Below are 19,081 nucleotides of genomic sequence, written 5' to 3' on the forward strand. Positions count from 1 at the left end.
TCTCGGCGGAAGGGGGGGCCGTACTTTTTCAACGCTATCAACGCCAAGCTGCTCGGGCCCCGTCACATATCGCGCGAGAATGAGCCGTCCAACGTTACAGCAAGCCAGACCACGGTTCTGAACCGGGCCAGGAACCCATTTGAAATGGAGCGCGAGCGTGAGGTACAGAAAGTGCATGGCCGCAACCGAGTTTGCAGCTACGACGCATTAGTTTCAAGTGGAGCCCTGATCGAATCTGGTACCAATATCGGCGATGTGGCGTTATTCTAGAATTTCCAATATTTCTAGTAGCTGCACTGCGTTTGGGCCTTATTTTCGATCAGACAAAACATGCTCTGTCGATTGATCTGAATGATAGACGCAGAATCTATTCTTGCCGCTATGTTTTGCCTCGTACATGGCCTGATCTGCGCACTTGACAAGCGCATCTGCGTTGGCATCAAGCTCTGGGTAAAGTGCTACACCGATGCTGGCACTTACATTGGTGGATATGCCGTTCTTTAAGTCCACCGGTTGCGAGAGTGCATTTAATAGCCTGTCGATAGCAACTTCTAAATGCTCGGCGTCACGCGGATCATTCAGCAGAATCACAAACTCATCCCCGCCCATGCGGGCTACTAGGTCGTTACTGCGAACGCATTCAGTCATGCGTCGTGCGGCTTCCCGCAACATTGTGTCTCCAGCTTTGTGACCAAATTGGTCGTTGATATTCTTGAAACCATCCAGGTCGATGTAGCAAACTGCCAACCCGCGCCCTGTGCGCTGCGCATCGCGCAGCGCATACTGTAGTGAATGACTCAATTGCGAACGATTGGCCAAGCCTGTCAAAGTATCATGCTGCGCCATGTGCTTCGCCCGTGTTTCACTCTCTTTGACAGCACTAATGTCAACCATCATCCACAGCGACTCGTCCTTAGGTAAGGATGCGCCACTTAAGGCAACCCATAGAGTGTTTCCATCTTTTCGCACCATTTGCAGCTGCGCTCGGTATTGGCCACTACCCCTCAATTGCCTATAACCTTGACCTACTTGCTCATATGACGCTTCATTGAGATAGAGCAGGCGTGAAGGTTTGCCCAACAACTCTTCGGATGTGTAGCCAAATAGCTCGCACAATGCTTGGTTATGCCACAGAATTGTGCGATTTTTTACCTTGGCCATGCTCACAAGCCCGCTTTGAAGCAGTGCCTCACGTTCAGCCGCCAAATGGGCACTCTCTTCTTTTGAGCGCAACTGAATTACCTGACGTTTGTAGGAAAGCACTGAGAGTCCCCCGCCCATTAACACCAATAGGACGGTCAAGCACGACATCTCCAAGGCCTGGGTGCGCCATGCTGCGAAGAAGTCCTCGGTATCGAGCCCCACCAATACGATCAATGGATAGCCTGGTACGCGCTCGTAGGCTGAAGCACGTTCAATACCGTCCAAGGCAGTTCTTGATACAAAGTATCCGATATTGGGATTGGTTGCCAGCGCCGCCGTAAGTTCTGCTGACACATTGTTGGTACCAACCCCCGCGTAGGAAGTCGGGTCCGCAGCTGTGAATCGTGCAATCAGCTGGAGGGATTCAGAGCGCAGAGTGACTGCGCCCTTGGGCCCCAGTTTGTAGTCGTCAAACATGTTTAGGAAGTGGTCTGTCGACAAATTGGCATACACGACGCCATCAAATTGACCGTTTGCCTTCACCCGGGCGCGCGCGAGAGCGACGCCCCACTTCTTGATAATTCTTCCTTGAATAGGTTCAGAGATGACAAGTCGATTGGGCTTATCGCGGGCTTGGCCGAAGTAGTCCCTGTCGGAAATGGAAACGGCAGGGGAAGTGCCACCGTTGAGCACAGTTCCATTTGCATCAGTGAACCGCAAGGTATCGACTTGCGGAATTTCGGCCAGCAGTTCCTTAGCGATGCGTGTTCCCAATGGAACGTCGAACTTGCCCATTTCTTCTAGATGCGCAAATTGCTGAGATGTGAAGAGCAGGGTGTTGTCGATTTGGCGTATCTCGGCAGAGACTCCGATGCTCAAGGTGTGCGCCAAGTTCTCGGCCGACTCTTGTGCACGTGCACTGTAAGCCTGCCGACTGGCCTGCAACGCAAGGACCATTGTTAGCAGCAAAATGCCAATCATGACCAAGTTGCCCAGAACAAGGACTATTGCGTAACGTCGCAGGTTGTTAGGGTTCAGCATGACGCGTAAGTACGAATTCTTGGCTCCCCGGACATCTCACGCCGTTGGGCGACGCTTTTTAGTCGTATTTTATGACTAAATTAATTGGATATTTTGTGGCGAAATTGTCGTCCGTTGAAAAGCAATATGTGAGAGCTAGATTTAAGTCGTTGCACTTTCTGTCTAGGTGCCAGTCTGCTGTTATTTCCAATCGCAAACTCAGTGCTCAAGAGTCCCGTTTGATAGAGGCAGTCCATGCTGTCTCCAGCGCCCAGGAGGCTGTCCGTGGTGTCTGCTGAACGCAGCACTGAATGCATACAAAGACGAGTAACCTCATCATCATTGCGGCCTTCGTACAGATGCATGACGACAAGGTGGCCGACCGCACAGCGCAGCTGGTTCTTGTGGATGAGCGTAACAATTGGACCGAACTGGGCAACCAAGTGCCAACCCAGCATTTGTAATGTCCGACTGGAGCTGCGTCTTTCGGCCAGTGATGAGTGAACCGTCCGGGAATTGATCGTCGCTCAGCGGCTCCATCCACTCAACGCTATTGCAGTCGACTATCGCAGCGAAGGTGAGGTTGGAAACGGCAGCGGACCGGGAATCTTGCTTGTCAAACTTCAATTTTGCTTTGGAGCCGCCGAGGGGTAAACTGAGCCACCGAATGGTGAAGGAGCAGCATAGAAAATTCGACCCGCTAAGGAACGCTCGCACTTGTGCAGTTCTCCCAATAGTCAAGAAACAGTTCAGAGCAAATACAACAATGGTTGCAACAAGAGTTCAAGCAATTCCGGACATCCATATTGGCCGCGTGTATGACAGGCGTGATCCGGAATCCGACATTCACTACGAAACCTTCGAGCGCCTGGCCCAGTTCTTTGGTCGAAACACACCAGCACATCGTCACTACTGCTTCTTCCAAGTGCACTTCCTGATGAGTGGAAGTATCCGTCTGAATCTGGATGGTCGTGTGTATAGCGGTAATGCCCCGTTGCTGATCTTCACCCCACCTACGCTTGCGCATGCCTTCCACTCGGATGATGACACCAACGGCCATGTCATCACTGTGCGCCAGGAGGTAGTGCGCGCTTGGTTCAAGGCCATGCCGGGCCAGCGGCCCGATACATTGCTGCGTGAAGCCACTTTTCTGGAACTGCACAGTCTGCCCGAAGGGCTTTTGCCTGACTTCAACGGACTGCTACAGATTGTTGGATTGCTACAGCAGGAGTCTGGTCGCAACCAGACTGGGCGTGATGCTGCTCTGTTGGCTCTGGGTCAAAGCTTCTTTATCATGATGGGTCGCCTTTTGAAGGCTGGAGCACCTGAGGGCGCTATGCGGCACGAGCGATCCGAGGATTTGCGCCTGTTCCTGACCTTTTGCGACATGGTGGAGGCCCATTTTCGGGAGCATTCCACGCTTTCTGAATACGCCAAGCGCTTGTCGGTTACCGAGGCACGGCTCAATGATATTTGTCGCCGCATGACCCAGCGCCCATCGAAGGAAGTAGTGCATGACCGTGTGCTGCAAGAAGCGCGGAGGTTACTGCGCTTCTCTGGCGTGCCTGTCAACGAAATCAGCTACCAACTGGGTTTTGCAGATCCGGCCTACTTTTCTCGCTTTTTCACCAAGCGTACCGGCATGCCACCTGGACAGTACCGCCAAACCAGCAACCCTTGAAGTTCAGGGCACGCTGCGAAAAGTACAAGACATTTTTCCAAATGTCCATTTGCTAACATCTTAGCGAATGATCTAATCATCCTCACAAATGCACTGCGTTCACGCAGAGCCATACCAGGAGTGAGGCAAATTGAATCCTAAACATTTCGACGTGACGCGCAAGTATGTGCGCGTCAAGGGTCGCATGCCCAATGGCTTTATTGAGTTTGACTTCGCTGTCGGCGAGCCCGAGCTGTTTGCCGAACTGGTCATGGCTCCGGCGGACTTTGAAACCTTTTGCCGTGACAACCAGGTGGAGAACCTGGATGCACCACTGCCATCAACGTCGGGCTCACCCCTTGCCGACTTTCAGTGGAGCCTGCATCAGGCTACCCACCAACGCTTCCGTTGAAGCGCATTTCCATTTCGAGGAGATATCTGTGCAAATTGACTTAAGAACCATCACCATCACACCTCTGCGCCAGACCTTTGGCCATCTGGCGCGCCGCATGGGAGCCGACAAACCTGCGTCGCGCTACATGGAAGCCACCATGGACCTGCAACCTGTGGAGAACTTTCACTTTCGCCCGACCTGGGAGCCGCAGTACGAAATCTTTGATGCCAGCCGTACACAAATCGTGATGAAAGACTGGTATGCGTTGAAGGACCCCCGCCAGTACTACTACGGTGCCTGGACACTGGCACGTGGGCGCATGCAAGAGAAGGCTGAGGGCGACTTTGAACTGGTGGATGAATTGGGCTTGGCCGCTAGCTATTCCTCCGAGGGCAAAGACCTGGCGCTCTCGGTGTTCCTGCCACTTCGCCATGTGGCATGGGGCTCCAACATTAACAAGGGCTATGTTTCGGCCTATGGCTACGGCATCGCTATTTCGCAGGCCGCTTGCTATGCCAGCATGGACCAACTGGGAGTGGCCCAGTACGTGACCCGTCTGGCCATGGCTTTTAACGATATAGACGCCCTCAGCATCGCCAAAGAAGCTTGGCTCAAAGGTGCGGCGTGGCAGGAGTTGCGCCACTTTGTGGAAGACCTGATGGTGGAAAAGGACTGGTTCGCACTGTTGGTGGCGCAGGACTTTGTTATCGAAGGCTTGCTGTACCCGCTGGTCTACGAGAGCTTTAACGACGCATTGAACAGTGCCCACGGCCCGGTGTTTTCCATGCTCACGCGCTTTCAGCGCGAGTGGTTTACCGAGACCAGCAAATGGGTGGATTCGGTGCTCAAAGTGGCTGCCGCAGAGAACCCTGAAAACAAGGCACTGCTCGCCGGCTGGATCAGGAGTTACCACGAGCGTGCCCTCAAGGCGTTGGCACCGATAGCCCGCCTGGCCTTTGCAGACCAAGCCGAATCCATGCTCGACGACGCAACCCTACAACTCAATGCCCGTGCTGCCAAAGCCGGCATCACCATTTAAAGGCCACAACATGGCTTCCAATGCATTCATTGCCTTTCAGAAAAACGAGGAATCCCGTTGCATCGTGGAGGCCATTGTTGAAGACAACCCCGAGGCAGTGGTCACGGACCAACCGGCCATGGTGAAGGTCGATGTGCCAGGACGCTTGGTCATCAAACGCAGCACCGTCGAAGAAAAGATGGGCCGCGAATTTGATCTGCAGGAACTGCAGCTGCACCTCATCACCATTTCGGGTCACCTCGACGAGACCGACAACGAATTCAGCCTCAGCTGGAATTCCTGAAATTCAAGAACAAGGAGCACACACATGGACATGAAAGTTGCCAAGAAGCTCGGCCTGAAAGAGCGCTACACCCTGATGACGCGCGACCTCGCGTGGAACACGACTTATCAGCGTATGGACAAGGTCTTTCCGCAAGTGGGATATGAGGGATTGAAGATCCATGACTGGGACAAATGGGAAGACCCGTTTCGCCTGACCATGGACGCTTACTGGAAATACCAGGCCGAAAAGGAGCGCAAGCTTTACGCAATTCTGGACGCCTTCAACCAGAACAACGGGCATCTGTCAGTGACCGATGCGCGCTACATGAATGTGCTCAAACTGTTCCTGGGATCCACTCCGCCCCTGGAACTGATGGCGGCGCGTGGCTTCTCAATGGTTGGGCGCCAGATGGTGGGTGCAGGTCCGCGCGTGGCCTGCCAGATGCAGGCGGTGGACGAGTACCGCCACTTTCAGACGCAAATCCATTCCATTTCGAATTACAACAAGTTCTACAACGGCATGGATGAGTTCGCCCACCAGCAGTCACGCATGTGGTACCTGTCGGATGGCAAATCCTTCTTCGATGACGCCATCACAGCCGGGCCGTTTGAGTTCATGGTGGCCATTGGCTTTGCGTTTGAATACGTGCTCACGAATATTCTATTTGTGCCCTTCATATCGGGTGCAGCTTACAACGGTGACATGGCTGCCATGACCGTGGGATTCTCGGCACAGTCCGACGAAGCCCGCCATATGACGCTGGGCCTGGAATGCATCAAGTTCATGCTGGAGCAGGACCCAGATAACCTGCCCATCGTGCAGCGCTGGATTGACAAGTGGACATGGCGCGGTACCCGAAAACTGGCCAGCATTGGAATGATGATGGACTACATGCTGCCCAAGCGCATCATGAGCTTCAAGGAAGCTTGGGAAATCTATTTCGAACAAAACGGTGCGGCGCTGTTTGGCGATCTAGAGCGCTATGGCATACAGATTCCCAAGTGCTTTGGTCAGACTATTGAAGAGAAAGAGCACGTTTCGCACCAATCCTGGATTGGCTTTTACATGAAGCCTGATGCCACGCCCTTCCACCTGACGGTACCGGAGCCGGACGAGCTCGACTGGTTGTCTGAGAAGTATCCCAATACATTTGACCAGTACTATCGCCCGACACTGGAATATTGGGCCAAGATGGAGAAGGAAGGCAAGCGCTTTAACAACAAGACGCAGCCTATGAACTGTCAGGTGTGCGTGAGCACGATCAAGTTCAACGAGCCGGGTGACCCGATGTCCACCTGTTTCCGTGAATCGACTTACTTAGGCGAAAAGTTTCACTTTTGCTCCGATCACTGCAAGGAGATCTTCGAGCACGAGCCGGAAAAGTACGTGCAGACTTACATCTCCTCGCACCAGGCGCTGCAAGGCAATTGTGTCAACGAAGGCGTGGACACCAATGCCCCTGATTTCAACACAGGCGCCCATATTGCTGACTGGTGGCGATTGGATCCGCGTGCTACCGGTGACTTCAAGGGCTCGGATGATCAGAAAAATTTTGCCGCTTGGCGCGCGCAAGCCACTAAGAACTAAGGAAACTCCATGACTGTTAAAGCCTTGGCGGAATACGCCTACGAATCCAGTGATGCACTCAAAAATTACAAAGGCAAGCAACTGCTGTACGTCAACTGGGAAATGCATCGTATGTTTTCACGCCCCTTCGTGCTGGCTCTGCCACCAGAAACATTGTTCTCGGTGATCATCGACAAATACATCACCGACTGTTACAGCTACCACCCTGACTTTGCCCATATCGACTGGAGCAAAGTGGTCTGGCAGAACTCCAACTCCGTGTTCTCACCTGACCCGGCCAAGAGTCTCAAGGACAACGGCATTGGCCACAAAGATCTAATCCGCTTCACCACGCCCGGTCTCAATGGCCTTGCGGGCAGCGGCTATTGAACCGCGGAATTGCGCATATGAGCTACGAACTGACGATAGAGCCGATGGGGCGCACCATTGAGGTGGGCGCGGGGCAGACCATCCTGGACGCCGCCCTGCGCGCGGGGTTGTTCTTACCCCATGCCTGTGGCCAGGGCTATTGCGGCACCTGCAAAATTAGCGTGACCGACGGCGAGATCGACCACGGTAATGCCTCCAGCTTTGCACTGATGGACTACGAGCGCGAGGAGGGCCAGTGCCTGGCCTGCTGCGCCAAACTGGAATGCGACACCGTTATCGAAGTCGAAGTCGAAACCGATGAAGATTCCAGAAACCTGCCGGTGCGTGACTACCAGGGCGTGGTGAGCCGCATGGAGAACCTGACACCCACCATCAAGGGGGTGTGGATCAGTCTCAATAATGCGGAGGTGCTCGATTTTCAGGCCGGCCAGTACATCAATCTGCAGTTGCCCGGCGAACTAGGTGTGCGTGCGTTCTCGCTGGCAAATGCGCCTTCCGGCGGTAGTGAGATTGAGCTCAATATTCGCATCGTGCCGGGTGGGGCAGGAACGGCTTGGATCCACAATGAGTTGAAAGTGGGTGATGCGATTGGTCTGAGCGGTCCCTATGGTCGATTCTATGTGCACAAAGCGGCCGATGTACCGTCGCTGTTTATGGCGGGTGGCTCGGGGCTGTCAAGTCCGCGTTCCATGCTGCTCGATTTGCTGGAGGGGGGTTCGACCCGGCCGATCACCTTAGTCTACGGTGCACGCAACCAGCAAGAGCTGTATTACCACCAGGAGTTCATGGATCTGGCGGCAAAGCATTCGCAATTCAGCTATGTACCGGCGCTGTCGGACGAACCCGCCAGCAGTGACTGGTCAGGCTTCCGAGGCTTTGTCCATGAAGCTGCAAAGCAAAGGTTCAACAACGACTTCCGTGGCAACAAGGCCTATCTGTGTGGACCACCGGTAATGATCGAAGCCTGCATCAAAACCCTGATGCAGGGGCGCCTGTTTGAGCGCGACATCTACACCGAGAAATTCTTTTCGGCTGCTGACGCGCAGCAGGTACGCAGTCCATTGTTCAAGCGTGTGTAAAGGTAGCAGGCGGGCGGTTGACGCGAGGCCCTACATACCCTTCTTGGTCCACTCTTTCTTCTTGGGAAGTGGTACCTGGGGAATGGCCTCATCTTCCACCAACAGCACCCGGTCCATCACGTCATACAGTTCGTTGATCAGCTCAGAACCAAAGGAGTTTTCGATGACCTTGTACTGGGCAGTAATCAGTGGCCCCAACTCTGCCACCAGTCGTTCACCTTTTGGTGTGAGGCACACCGTCACACGGCGCTGGTCGGTCTCGAACCGGGTACGCGTCACCAGGTCGCTTTCTTCCATGCGCGACAGTACTCCGGCCAGGCTGGGACTCAGGATATGGCACATCTCGCAAATTTGGCGCGGTTCTAGCTGCCTCATCTCTCCAAGAGTGCGCAAGATGCGCCATTGCTGCTCCGTCAGTCCGAAGTGAGAAATGATGGGCCGAAAGTGGCTTAGCAATTTTTCGCGGGCTTTGAGGATCAGTTGTGGCAGGTTTCTGTACGCGATTTTTCGGGTCACAGGCGGCTCCCAGAGCGGGTTGGTGATGGGCCTAACCGGCTACCGGTCACGACCCTGCGGAATCTGCCCAAATCATAACAGTTGAATGACTAACATGTTAATGAACGAAACTCCTGAAGCCTAACAAACATAGGGTAAACCCCACAAAAAAAGACGCATTTCCCCAGTTGACTCACTAATATGTTAGCAATATGATCGCTAGCATGTTAGTGAAATAACGTTCACCTATTACCCACAACAATGCAGGAGACAAACATGCAGTACCGTGCTTACGCCGTAGTCGCAACGCTGGCCCTTTCCTTGTCCGCAGAAGCGCAAGAAGTGACGCTCAAAGTGGCGCACTTTCTGCCTGCCGGCGTGCCTACGCAGCAGCGCGTATTGCAGCCCTTCTGCGATAGCTTGAAGAAAGACTCCAACGGTCGCATCGCCTGCCAGTTCTACCCGGCCATGCAACTGGGCGGAACGCCGGCTCAGCTGGTGGATCAGGTCAAGAACGGAGTGGCCGATATCGTCTGGACGGCGCCGGGCTATTCCACCGGTCGCTTCCCCATCATTGAAACCTTTGAATTGCCCTTCCTGGTGTCGGACGCCACTTCGGGCAGTCGTGCCGTGTGGAAGTTCTACCAACAGTACGCACAGCCGGAATTCGCTGCCTACAAAGTCCTGGCCTTTCATGTGGACGGTGGCCAAGCAGTGCACGCCGGTTCGCGTGAGGTGAAGGTGGCGGCCGACTGGAAGGGCTTGAAGTTGCGTGCCTCTACGCGCCTAGGTGCCAAGACCGTGACTGCTCTGGGCGCAACACCTGTTGGCATGCCACCTTCGCAGCTGACAGAGTCCATTTCCAAAGGGGTGGTCGACGGTGCCATGGGTGCCTGGGAGTTGGTAGTTCCGCTCAAGCTTGATGAGGTCACCAAGTTCCACTCTCAGCCGCCTGCCGGACAGCCCTTCCCGTCAGCTACGGTGTTGATGGTTCTGATGAACAAGCAGAAATATGACGCGCTGGCGCCTGACCTCAAGGCATTGATTGATAAGTACAGCGGCTCGGTCATGAGTGAGAAGCTCGGACAGGTGTTTGACGAGGAAAATAAGAACGCCCACAAAAAGGTGCTCACTGGTGGGGCCAAGGTCACCGACTTCAGTGCCGCTGAAATGGATGCGATGCGCAAGCTCACACAGCCGGTGGAGGATGAGTGGGTACAGCAGGTTGCCGCACGCAATGTCGACGGCAAGAAGTTGGCTGCATCCGCGCGCGAACTCGCAGCCCAGGAACTGGCCGGAATGAAAAAGTAGTCTGAATCGACATCAGAACCAAAGAAGCGAGACTAGCCATGAGTCAGCCATCGAGTGATTCGCATGTTGTACATGGGCGCGGCCCCACGCGCATGCTGCTCGCCGTCACCAAGGGCTTTGCCCTGGCCGGCGGCGCCCTGTTTATCGGAATGATTGTTTTGTCCGTCATCTCCATTGTAGGGCGCAAATTGTGGAGTGCACCCATCAATGGCGATCTGGAAATTCTGCAGATGGGAACTGGTGTCGCAGCAGCAGCATTTTTTCCCTATTGCACATTAATGGGCGAACATCTTCGCGTCGAATTTTTCACGGCCAAGCTCTCGGTTCGGGCGCATTCGGTGCTTGATGGAGTGGCAAATTTACTGCTCACCGTAGCTATGGCCCTGTTGACCTGGCGCACCAGCATCCAGGCCTTCGAAATCCATGAGGCCGGTGAAGTGTCACTAATGCGCAATATCCCGATCTGGATTCCTGTGCTCTGTCTGGTGCCCAGTCTGGCACTTACCACAGCGTGTGGTGTGAATCGCACGATCCATCATTTCTTGGCAAAGGGAGACCGTTCATGAGCGGCATTACCGTCGGCCTGCTGGGCTTCGGCTTCATGCTGGTCATGCTGGCCCTGCGGGTGCACATCGGCATTGCCATGTTCACTGCGGGAGCGGCCATTTATCTGGTGATCAATGGGGGCAATGTCAATGCACTGTTGTTTACCCTGAACGACTTGGCCTATGCGCGCCTGTCCAATTACAACCTGTCAGTCATACCGCTGTGCATGTTGATGGGGCAGTTTGCAACCCACGGAGGGCTGTCACGCTCACTGTTCCGTGCGGCTGGAACCCTGATTGGGCATTGGCGCGGCGGGCTGGCGATGTCGGGTTCCCTGGCCTGTATTGGCTTTGGCGCGATCAGTGGATCCTCGCTGGCCACGGCCGCCACTATGGGCCAGGTCGCATTGCCCGAACTGATGTCCAAGGGCTACTCGGGGCGCCTGGCCACGGCCACACTGGCCGCCAGTGGCACCCTGGGCATCCTGGTTCCACCTTCCGTGCCCTTGGTCATCTATGCTGTGCTCACGCAGGAGTCAATTGGCAAGCTCTTCGCTGCGGCAGTGGTTCCCGGCATCATTGCCTTGCTGGGATACCTGGTGGTGATCCGTATCGTCGTCACGCGCAACCCGGAAGCAGGGCCTGCTGGTGAAAAGGCCAGCTGGCGTGAGCGCCTCATTGCTCAGTTCAAAGTGCTACCGGTAGTTGGCCTGTTCCTGGTGATTGTGGTGGGCATCTATGGTGGATGGGCCAGCCCGACTGAAGCCACATCGATTGGCGCTGCCGGTTGCGGCCTTATTGCCTTCTTCTTTGGTGGCCTGCGTGGCAAGCAATTGGTGACCAGTATTTACCGCACAGCTATTGCGACGGCCATGATTTTCCTGGTGCTGGCTGGTGCCGATTTGCTTAACTCTGCATTGGCGATTTCGCAGATGCCTGTGGAACTTTCCGAATGGGTCAAAAACAGTGGGCTTTCCCCTGTATTGATTCTGTTCGCTGTGCTGGGCATCTACATCTTGTTGGGCTGCGTGATGGACTCTCTGGCCATGCTGTTTCTGACGATCCCGATCTTCTATCCCATGATCATGGGTCTGGATTTCTGGGGCATGGCGTTGGCAGACAAGTCTGTCTGGTTTGGCATCCTAGTGTTGATGGTGGTGGAAATAGGCTTGGTTCATCCGCCCGTTGGTATGAACCTTTACATCATCAACAAGCTGGCCAAAAATGTGCCGATGTCGGAAACCGCCTGGGGTGTTCTGCCCTTCCTGGCTTCTGACTTCCTGCGCATCCTGCTGTTGGTCTTTGTTCCCGCCCTTCCGCTATGGCTGGTTCACATGCAGCACACCTGATCCCTTTGTAAGAAACCACCGTAATTACAAAATCATGACCTCAATTGCACCTTCTGCAGCTGTCTATGGCGTCATCCTGAATGATCGTCAGTCGCTGCAAGCCGTAGGTAATCTGGAAGATGCCCCTTACAAAGGGGCACCCAAGGCACCTGTGCTGTACATCAAACCTGCAAGCACGCGCGTACCCTCAGGCAGTGTTGTGCGATTGCCGCAAGGCGCGCATAGCGTGGAAGTCAGCGCCACCATTGGCCTGGTGATGGGCAAGGATGCGACCCGCTGCACATCTGCAAACGCAACGGAGGTGATCGCTGGACTGGTGCTGGCCTCGGACTTGAGCCTGCCTCACAGCAGCTACTACCGCCCAGCGATTCGGGAAAAGTGTTTTGACGGAGCTTTGCCGTTGTCCGATGTGCAACCCCTGCTGGCACTGAGCACTCTGGAACTTCGAACCGAGATCGATGGCAAGTTGGTGCAGGTGCGCTCTATGAACGACCTGATTCGTTCACCGATTGAATTGCTGGTGGAGGTCACTTCTTTTATGACATTGCGCAAGGGTGATGTGTTATTGCTCGGGGTTACCTACAAAGCTCCTCAAGCTGCCGCTGGAAGTCGTGTGCGCATCAGCTGCGAGGGCTTGGGAACTTTGGAATGTTCAATTGTCGAAGCTGGAGCCCAAGAATGAAACACGGTCGCATTCTTTACCAAGGCGCAGTGCATGCCGTCACAGCCAACGCACTCGGTCAAGCCTGTTTGCCGGACGGACATCAATTGGCAGAAGGCAGCTTTACTTGGTTACCACCCGTCGAGGTCGGAACCGTGTTTGCACTGGGTTTGAACTATGCCGACCACGCTAAGGAACTGGCCTTCAAGGCCCCGGAAATTCCGTTGGTGTTTCTCAAAGGCCCGAACACCATCGTGGGTCACCAGGCCAAGAGTTGGCGCCCAGCGGACGCCACTTATATGCATTACGAATGCGAGTTGGCCGTGGTGATTGGCAAGAGCGGCTACCAACTCAGCAAGGCGCAGGCAATGGACATAGTGGCTGGCTATACCGTTGCAAACGACTATGCCATCCGCGATTACTTGGAAAACTACTACCGGCCCAATCTGCGCGTTAAGAACCGCGATGCCTGCACGCCTTTAGGCCCCTGGCTGGTGGACCGTGACGATGTTGCCGACCCAATGCAGCTGACGCTCACCACCCGTGTGAATGGCAAGACCACGCAGCAGGGCACGACCGCCGACATGATTTTTGATATTGCCACGCTGATCGAGTACCTAACGTCCTTCATGACACTTAATCCAGGCGACGTGATCCTGACTGGTACGCCCGAAGGCCTTGCCGACGTGAAAGCCGGCGACCTGATCGAAACCGAAATTGAAGGCGTGTGTTGCTTGCTCAACAGCATCGTCGCAGAACCTATTTAACAAACTCGCTCGCAAAGGAATAACCATGATTCACCACATCATCAACGGCAAGAAAGTTGATAGCCGCGAAACCTTTGAAACCATCAATCCTGCAACTGGTGAGGTGCTGGACACCGTCGCAGCGGGTGGCGCTGAAGAAGTCAATGCAGCCGTGGCCGCTGCCAAGGCGGCATTTCCCGGCTGGTCCACCACGCCCGTCAAAGAGCGCGCACGCCTGGTGCGCAAGCTGGGCGATCTGATCGCACAAAACGTAGCCGAAATTGCCGACATGGAAACCGCCGACTGCGGTCAGGTCACCAATCAGACCAAACGTGTGCTGATTCCCCGCGCCTCAGACAACTTCTATTACTTTGCCGAACTGGCCCAGCACCAGCATGGTGAAACCTACGACTCCGACACCGGTCACTTGAACTACACGCTGTGGCAACCGGTCGGCGTATGCGCGCTCATTTCGCCTTGGAATGTGCCCTTCATGACCGCCACCTGGAAGACTGCGCCTTGCCTGGCCCTGGGCAATACCGCAGTGATGAAGATGTCGGAGTTGTCACCTCTGACTGCCAATCGCCTGGGTGAACTGGCGCTGGAAGCTGGCATTCCACCAGGCGTGTTCAACGTGGTTCACGGTTATGGAAACACCACGGGCGAGCCCTTGGTCGCACACCCCGACGTGCGTTCCATTTCCTTCACAGGCTCTACCGTCACCGGCAACCGTATCGTCAAGTCGGCTGGCCTGAAAAAGTTCTCAATGGAGCTGGGTGGCAAGTCACCCTTTGTCATCTTCAACGATGCTGATTATGAGCGTGCCCTGGACGCCGCCATTTTCATGATCTTCTCCAACAATGGTGAGCGTTGCACAGCGGGCTCACGCATCATTGTGCAAGATGGCATCTACGACAAGTTCGTGGCCGACTTCGTGCAACGTGCTGCCCGTCTGAAGGTCGGTGACCCCATGGACCCCGCCACGATCATCGGCCCGATGATCAGTAAGGGCCATATGGACAAGGTCAACAAGTACATTGAAATAGGCAAGAAGGAAGGCGCGATTGTGGCCTTTGGCGGTGGAACACCAATTGTGGAAGAACGCTTCAAGAACGGCTTCTGGGTGCAGCCCACGGTATTTGCCGATGTGGACAACAAGATGACCATTGCCCAGGACGAAATCTTCGGCCCGGTCCCCTGCATCATCCGCTTCAAGACCGAGGAAGAGGCGATTCGCATCGCCAATGACACACCCTATGGTTTGTCGTCGTACCTGTGGACCGAGAACAGCAGCCGTGTGATGCGCATGGCAAAGGCCATCGAGGCAGGCATGACCTTTGTGAATAGCCAGAACGTACGCGACCTGCGCCAACCGTTTGGCGGCACCAAGGCATCAGGAACTGGCCGCGAAGGCAATCACTACAGCTACGACGTGTTCTGCGAAGCCAAGAATGTGGCCGTCTCCTATGGCAGCCACCACATCCCGCGCTGGGGCGTTTGATTTACAAATTCAGGAGACAAAAAATGGGAAAACTCGTACTCGCTGCCAAGATCACCCACGTTCCTTCCATGTATCTGTCAGAGCAGGATGGCCCGCACAAGGGCTGCCGCCAGGCAGCCATTGATGGCCACAAGGAAATCGCCCGCCGCTGCCGTGAACTGAACGTTGACACCATCGTTGTCTTCGATACGCACTGGCTGGTGAACTCAGGCTATCACGTCAATTGCGCGCCTTCCTGGGAAGGCATTTACACCAGCAATGAACTGCCGCACTTCATTAAAAACCTGCCCTTTGCCTACCAGGGCAACCCGGAGCTTGGTAAGTCCATCGCCGCACAGGCCACGGCTGCCGGCGTGCTGACCCGCGCCCACGACGCCACCAGCCTGGCGCTGGAATACGGCACCCTGGTGCCCATGCGCTACATGAACGAAGACAAGCGCTTCAAGGTGGTCTCGGTGTCGGCGCTGTGCACTGTGCACAACCTGCCCGACTCGGTGGAACTCGGCCGCGCCGTGCGCCGCGCCATCGAAGAAGACTTCGAGGGCAACGTAGCCGTGCTGGCCAGCGGTTCGCTGTCGCACCGCTTTGCCCAGAACGGTGTGTCTGATCAGTTCCTGCACAAGGTTTGGGACCCGTTTCTGGAAACCGTGGACCACCATGTGGTGGATCTGTGGAAGAAGGGTGACTGGAAGACCTTCTGCGGCATGTTGCCGGAGTACGCGGTCAAGTGCCACGGCGAGGGCAACATGCATGACACCGCCATGTTGCTCGGTCTTCTCGGTTGGGATAGCTACCAGGGCAAGGTCGAAGTAGTTACCCCGTATTTCGGGTCTTCGGGAACTGGCCAGATTAACGCGATCTTCCCGGTTTGAGGGTTCGCCTATTTACCGGACGAATGCAGTCAACTAAACACATTAGTTCAGGAGAGTAATTCATGGGTGAAATCGTCATGGCCGTAAAGGCCACGCATATTCCTTCTATGTTGATTTCGGAGCGACCTGGTCCTGCCCACGGCTGTCGCCAAGCAGCCATTGACGCTGAACTTGAAATCGGCCGGCGTGCCGTGGAACTTGGTGTTGATACCTTTGTAGTGCTAGACACCCACTGGCTGGTCAATGCCGGATACCACCTCAACAACAATGCCGTGCACAAAGGCACGTACACCAGCCACGAGTTTCCGCACTTCATTCAGGACTTGCCCTACGAGTTTCCGGGTGATCCCGAGCTAGGGCGCTTGATTGCGCAAGAGGCCACCGGAATGGGCGTCAAGACGTTGGCCCATGAAGTGGCTTCGCTGGATTTGGAGTACGGCACCATCATGCCAATGCGTTACATGAATCCGCAGGGCAAGCTCAAGGTTGTGTCGATCGCTGGATGGAGCACTTTTGGCTCATTGGAGGAGTCTCGCATCGTCGGTCAGGCACTGGCCAAGGCCATTGCGCGCAGCAACAGCAAGGTTGCAATCATTGCCAGCGGCTCTTTGTCACACCAAATCTGGGAGAACCGCCTGGTTGAACAGGGCTTTAATTCCATCAGCCGCGAATTCAACAAGCAGGTCGATCTGCGCGTACTGCAATTGTGGGAAGCCGGTGAGTGGGATGTGTTCTTGCGCATGTTGCCCGAGTACGCCCAGTACTGCACGGGGGAAGGTCGGATGCACGACACCGCGATGCTTTTTGGAGCCTTGGGCTGGGACAAGTTCCAGGGCAAGGCGGAGATTGTTTGCCCCTATTTTGAAAGCTCGGGAACCGGCCAGGTTGTGGTCAATTTGCCGGTCGCTGGAATCCCGCTGGAGTCACGAGGTATCGGTGCCGGCATGCCGGTGACCTGATTTATCACCCTTACCAAGGACCAGTCCATGCCCCATCTCGTCTACGAATACACCGACAACCTGGACACGGCCGAGGCCGACATCAAGGGTTTGCTGCAGAAATCCTGCAAAGTACTGATCGCCCAAGGCGGCGTGTTTCCCATTGGCGGAATCCGCGTTCGCGCCCATCGCCTGAGCGACTATTGCATTGCCGACGGTAGCCACCCTGATGACGCATTTGTACATGCATCGCTCAAGGTGGGGGCAGGACGCAGCGAGGCCGAAAAGAAGAAGGCCTGCGACGAGCTGTTTGCCATGATCACCGAACACTTTGCTTCCACTTTCATGCAACGCGGCCTGGCCTTGTCCATGGAATTCTCCGAATTCAGCGAAGCCGGTACCTGGAAGAAAAACAACATCCATGCCCGCTACAAAAAGTAGGCCTCTTTCCTCACACACCACACTACCTATGCTTAGCCAAGAAACCATTGCCGCTGCGGCGCGCCGTCTGCACCAGGCCGAAAAGAGCTGCCAGCAAATCCGCCAGTTGTCACTGGACCATCCTGAGATCACCATTCCAGACGCCTATTCCATTCAAAAGGAATGGATTGGTCTCAAGTTGGCCGAAGGTCGCAAGATCGTTGGCCACAAGATTGGCCTGACCTCGCGCGCCATGCAAATGTCCTCGCAGATCAATGAGCCCGATTACGGCACCTTGCTCGACGACATGGTGTTTCCCGATGGTGCCGAAATACCGCACAGCCGTTTCATCGTGCCCATGATCGAGGTGGAACTGGCCTTTATTCTGAAAGACCGCTTGGAAGGTGAAAACGTTAGCATGCTCGATGTGCTGTCTGCCACCGAATACGTGCTGCCAGCACTGGAACTCATCGATGCCCGCTCGCAGCGCATCGATCCAGAAAGCAAGCGCCCGCGCAAGGTGATGGACACCATTTCTGACAACGCGGCCAATGCCGGCATCATCATGGGCGGCCGCCCCATCAAGCCCATGGACGTCGATCTGCGCTGGATCTCGGCGCTGCTCTACCGCAATGGCGTGATCGAGGAAACCGGCGTTGCCGCTGGCGTTCTCAACCACCCGGCCAACGGCATTGCCTGGCTGGCCAAGCGCTTTGCGCCTCACGGCATTGCACTGGAACCGGGCCAGATCATCCTGGCCGGCTCCTTCACCCGCCCGGTATCGGCCAGCGTAGGCGACACCTTCCATGTGGACTACGGCACCATGGGCAATATCACCTGCCGTTTTGTCTGAAGCCACGAGAGAAACACCATGCAGATGCCTAAGAATGACTTCAAGCGCGCTCTGGCCGCAGGCGAGACACAGATCGGCCTGTTCCTTGGCCTGGCCAATGCGTACACCGCCGAGGTGGTGGCCACTGCTGGCTTCGACTGGCTATTGATTGATGGCGAGCACGGCCCCAACGACCTGCGTTCCATCCTGGAGCAATTACAGGCTCTGGCGCCATACCCGTCCCGCACGGTGGTGCGCACCGTGGACCACGACACGGCCCGCATCAAGCAGCTCCTGGATGCCGGAGTGCAGACGCTGATGGTGCCCATGGTGGAGAGCGCAGCCGACGCAAAAGCGTTGGTGCGCGCCATGCGCTACCCACCCCATGGCATACGCGGTGTGGGAACGGCCATGGCCCGTGCGGCGCGCTGGAATGGCGTGAAGGACTACTTCGGACAAGCCGATGGAGAGATGTGCCTGATTGTGCAAATCGAGTCGACGAGCGGGCTAGAGGCACTTGACGACCTGCTTACGGTGGAAGGTGTGAATGGCGTCTTCATCGGCCCGTCGGACCTGGCTGCCTCCATGGGCCATCTGGGCAAGCCCGGTCACCCGGACGTGCTGGCGGCCGTGGAGGGCGCAATCCGAAAAATTGACGCCGCCGGCAAGGCCGCAGGCGTGTTCTCGGCTGACCCCGCGGTGGCCGCCAAGTACCAGCAGATGGGTGCGAACTTTCTACTGGTGGGTGTGGACGCTCTTTTGTTACGCAATGCCGCTGTGGCACTTGCCGACACCTTCAAGAATGCGCCTGCGGCAATGTCCGGCGCAGCCTACTAACCACTTCACGAAAGACAG

General features: G+C 55.6%; 22 protein-coding genes. 20 read left to right on the forward strand and 2 right to left on the reverse strand.

Annotation, left to right across the window (positions count from 1 at the left end):
* A partial coding sequence (locus AC1RMF_RS24250; protein ID WP_493144929.1) for a hypothetical protein occupies window positions 1–270 on the forward strand: 270 nt, incomplete at its 5' end.
* 39 nt (window positions 271–309) lie between these two features.
* On the opposite strand, the gene AC1RMF_RS24255 is transcribed toward AC1RMF_RS24250, so the two are convergent.
* Entirely contained in the window at window positions 310–2,184 is a 1,875-nt protein-coding gene (locus AC1RMF_RS24255; RefSeq protein ID WP_493144931.1) for a sensor domain-containing diguanylate cyclase, read from the reverse strand.
* A gap of 290 nt (window positions 2,185–2,474) precedes the next feature.
* Here AC1RMF_RS24255 and AC1RMF_RS24260 point away from each other — a divergent pair, with 290 nt between their 5' ends.
* The 8 genes from AC1RMF_RS24260 (at window position 2,475) to AC1RMF_RS24295 (ending at window position 8,556) form a co-directional block, all read left to right on the forward strand.
* Window positions 2,475–2,627, forward strand: a complete 153-nt coding sequence (locus tag AC1RMF_RS24260) for a hypothetical protein (protein WP_493144933.1) — start codon at window positions 2,475–2,477, stop codon at window positions 2,625–2,627.
* A gap of 203 nt (window positions 2,628–2,830) precedes the next feature.
* Entirely contained in the window at window positions 2,831–3,844 is a 1,014-nt protein-coding gene (gene hpaA, locus AC1RMF_RS24265; protein WP_493144935.1) for a 4-hydroxyphenylacetate catabolism regulatory protein HpaA, read from the forward strand.
* Between the two features lie 130 nt (window positions 3,845–3,974).
* The gene (locus AC1RMF_RS24270; RefSeq protein WP_493144937.1) at window positions 3,975–4,235 is read left to right on the forward strand and encodes a phenol hydroxylase subunit; all 261 of its coding nucleotides are present in this window, start codon (window positions 3,975–3,977) and stop codon (window positions 4,233–4,235) included.
* Window positions 4,236–4,263: 28 nt separating this feature from the next.
* Entirely contained in the window at window positions 4,264–5,256 is a 993-nt protein-coding gene (locus tag AC1RMF_RS24275) for a ferritin family protein (RefSeq protein ID WP_493144939.1), read from the forward strand.
* Window positions 5,257–5,266: 10 nt separating this feature from the next.
* Window positions 5,267–5,539: an MmoB/DmpM family protein gene (locus AC1RMF_RS24280; protein ID WP_493144940.1), complete on the forward strand. Its 273-nt coding sequence runs from the start codon at window positions 5,267–5,269 to the stop codon at window positions 5,537–5,539.
* Window positions 5,540–5,563: 24 nt separating this feature from the next.
* A complete protein-coding gene (locus tag AC1RMF_RS24285; protein ID WP_493144941.1) occupies window positions 5,564–7,108 on the forward strand; it encodes a YHS domain-containing protein in 1,545 nt (514 codons plus the stop codon).
* A gap of 9 nt (window positions 7,109–7,117) precedes the next feature.
* Window positions 7,118–7,477 (forward strand): phenol hydroxylase subunit P4, encoded by a 360-nt coding sequence (locus AC1RMF_RS24290; protein ID WP_493144942.1) that lies wholly within the window; start codon window positions 7,118–7,120, stop codon window positions 7,475–7,477.
* Window positions 7,478–7,494: 17 nt separating this feature from the next.
* Window positions 7,495–8,556: an NADH:ubiquinone reductase (Na(+)-transporting) subunit F gene (locus AC1RMF_RS24295; protein ID WP_493144944.1), complete on the forward strand. Its 1,062-nt coding sequence runs from the start codon at window positions 7,495–7,497 to the stop codon at window positions 8,554–8,556.
* 30 nt (window positions 8,557–8,586) lie between these two features.
* Here the strand turns inward: AC1RMF_RS24295 and hpaR are convergent, their stop codons facing one another.
* Entirely contained in the window at window positions 8,587–9,072 is a 486-nt protein-coding gene (hpaR, locus tag AC1RMF_RS24300; protein ID WP_493144945.1) for a homoprotocatechuate degradation operon regulator HpaR, read from the reverse strand.
* A gap of 255 nt (window positions 9,073–9,327) precedes the next feature.
* On the opposite strand from hpaR, the gene AC1RMF_RS24305 reads away from it, so the two are divergent.
* The 11 genes from AC1RMF_RS24305 (at window position 9,328) to AC1RMF_RS24355 (ending at window position 19,063) form a co-directional block, all read left to right on the forward strand.
* Entirely contained in the window at window positions 9,328–10,362 is a 1,035-nt protein-coding gene (locus AC1RMF_RS24305; RefSeq protein ID WP_493144947.1) for a TRAP transporter substrate-binding protein, read from the forward strand.
* A 38-nt stretch (window positions 10,363–10,400) separates the two neighbouring features.
* Entirely contained in the window at window positions 10,401–10,928 is a 528-nt protein-coding gene (locus AC1RMF_RS24310) for a TRAP transporter small permease (RefSeq protein ID WP_493144949.1), read from the forward strand.
* The gene (locus AC1RMF_RS24315; protein WP_493144950.1) at window positions 10,925–12,256 is read left to right on the forward strand and encodes a TRAP transporter large permease; all 1,332 of its coding nucleotides are present in this window, start codon (window positions 10,925–10,927) and stop codon (window positions 12,254–12,256) included. Before AC1RMF_RS24310 ends, AC1RMF_RS24315 begins: the two co-directional genes overlap by 4 nt.
* A gap of 34 nt (window positions 12,257–12,290) precedes the next feature.
* On the forward strand, window positions 12,291–12,938 hold the full coding sequence (locus tag AC1RMF_RS24320; RefSeq protein ID WP_493144952.1) for a fumarylacetoacetate hydrolase family protein: 648 nt from the start codon (window positions 12,291–12,293) through the stop codon (window positions 12,936–12,938).
* Complete coding sequence (locus tag AC1RMF_RS24325; RefSeq protein ID WP_493144954.1) at window positions 12,935–13,684, forward strand: fumarylacetoacetate hydrolase family protein; 750 nt, start codon at window positions 12,935–12,937, stop codon at window positions 13,682–13,684. The genes AC1RMF_RS24320 and AC1RMF_RS24325 overlap by 4 nt, the downstream gene beginning before the upstream one ends.
* Window positions 13,685–13,709: 25 nt before the next feature.
* The gene (hpaE, locus tag AC1RMF_RS24330; protein WP_493144956.1) at window positions 13,710–15,164 is read left to right on the forward strand and encodes a 5-carboxymethyl-2-hydroxymuconate semialdehyde dehydrogenase; all 1,455 of its coding nucleotides are present in this window, start codon (window positions 13,710–13,712) and stop codon (window positions 15,162–15,164) included.
* A gap of 23 nt (window positions 15,165–15,187) precedes the next feature.
* On the forward strand, window positions 15,188–16,036 hold the full coding sequence (gene hpaD / locus AC1RMF_RS24335; protein WP_493144958.1) for a 3,4-dihydroxyphenylacetate 2,3-dioxygenase: 849 nt from the start codon (window positions 15,188–15,190) through the stop codon (window positions 16,034–16,036).
* A 62-nt stretch (window positions 16,037–16,098) separates the two neighbouring features.
* Window positions 16,099–16,995 (forward strand): 3,4-dihydroxyphenylacetate 2,3-dioxygenase, encoded by an 897-nt coding sequence (gene hpaD, locus AC1RMF_RS24340; protein ID WP_493144960.1) that lies wholly within the window; start codon window positions 16,099–16,101, stop codon window positions 16,993–16,995.
* Window positions 16,996–17,022: 27 nt separating this feature from the next.
* On the forward strand, window positions 17,023–17,415 hold the full coding sequence (locus tag AC1RMF_RS24345; protein WP_493144962.1) for a 5-carboxymethyl-2-hydroxymuconate Delta-isomerase: 393 nt from the start codon (window positions 17,023–17,025) through the stop codon (window positions 17,413–17,415).
* 28 nt (window positions 17,416–17,443) lie between these two features.
* Window positions 17,444–18,247 carry a 2-oxo-hept-4-ene-1,7-dioate hydratase gene (hpaH, locus tag AC1RMF_RS24350; protein WP_493144964.1) on the forward strand — a complete coding sequence of 268 codons (804 nt, stop codon included), beginning with the start codon at window positions 17,444–17,446 and terminating at the stop codon, window positions 18,245–18,247.
* A gap of 18 nt (window positions 18,248–18,265) precedes the next feature.
* Window positions 18,266–19,063 (forward strand): aldolase/citrate lyase family protein, encoded by a 798-nt coding sequence (locus AC1RMF_RS24355; protein ID WP_493144965.1) that lies wholly within the window; start codon window positions 18,266–18,268, stop codon window positions 19,061–19,063.
* Window positions 19,064–19,081 lie beyond the last annotated feature (18 nt).

The organism is Rhodoferax sp. GW822-FHT04A08 (genome assembly GCF_058801025.1).